Source organism: Actinomadura napierensis (assembly GCF_039529375.1).
GTDB classification, from domain to species: Bacteria; Actinomycetota; Actinomycetes; order Streptosporangiales; family Streptosporangiaceae; genus Spirillospora; species Spirillospora napierensis.
This window is the reverse complement of the sequence record NZ_BAAAMR010000305.1, coordinates 1-722: the sequence shown is the minus strand read 5'-3', so window position 1 is coordinate 722 and position 722 is coordinate 1. Positions and strand designations below refer to the sequence as shown.

General features: G+C 42.2%; 1 protein-coding gene. It reads right to left on the bottom strand.

The window, feature by feature from the left end:
* Position 1: 1 nt before the first annotated feature.
* Entirely contained in the window at positions 2-646 is a 645-nt protein-coding gene (locus tag ABD296_RS49595) for an MBL fold metallo-hydrolase (RefSeq protein ID WP_000942274.1), read from the bottom strand.
* Positions 647-722 lie beyond the last annotated feature (76 nt).

Here is a 722-nt window from a genome sequence, read left to right as displayed (position 1 = left end):
ATTAACCCGCTTTACTTGCGACAAACGGGTTAAATTGTTTTTCATAGCCAATGGTACTCATTGGTCCATGCCCTGAAATAAACTGGGTTTCATCTGGTAAGCTAAAACACTCACGCTGAATTGATTCAATCAGTTGATCATGATTACCACGTGGAAAATCTGTTCTTCCAATTGAGCCTTTAAACAGGACATCGCCAGTCCAGAGTAAACCATGATTCTTGTTATAGAACATGACATGACCTGGTGTATGTCCTGGTGCAAAACGCACTTCAAACTCATCTTCACCCAGTTTTAGCACTTCACCGCCTTCAAGCCATTGATCGACTTTTACAGGCTGTGGGATTGGAAAACCATAACGGGCCGAAACTTCCTGAATCATATCTAGCCAGAACTGATCTTCTTTATGCGGACCAACAACAGGAACACTCCACTCTTTTGCGAGTTCACCTACAGCCCCAGCGTGATCTAAATGCCCATGAGTAAGCCATAACGCTTTTACTTTTAAACCTAAGGCTTCTACTTCTTTCTTCAAAACAGCAGCATCACCGCCTGCATCAATCAAAACTGCTTCTTTTGTTTCACTGTCCCAAACTAAAGAACAATTTTGAGCAAAAGCAGTAACTGGAACAATTTTGACTTGCAGCATAAGAACCTCTGGCTAAAACGCAATTAACGGTGGGCTAAGGTATGGGTAAGGGCATCAAGATTAGCCTGAACTAAAC

Excerpts from the sequence above, each read along its gene's own strand:
- ABD296_RS49595 (WP_000942274.1), bottom strand. The coding sequence starts at position 646 with ATGCTGCAAGTCAAAATTGTTCCAGTTACTGCTTTTGCTCAAAATTGT.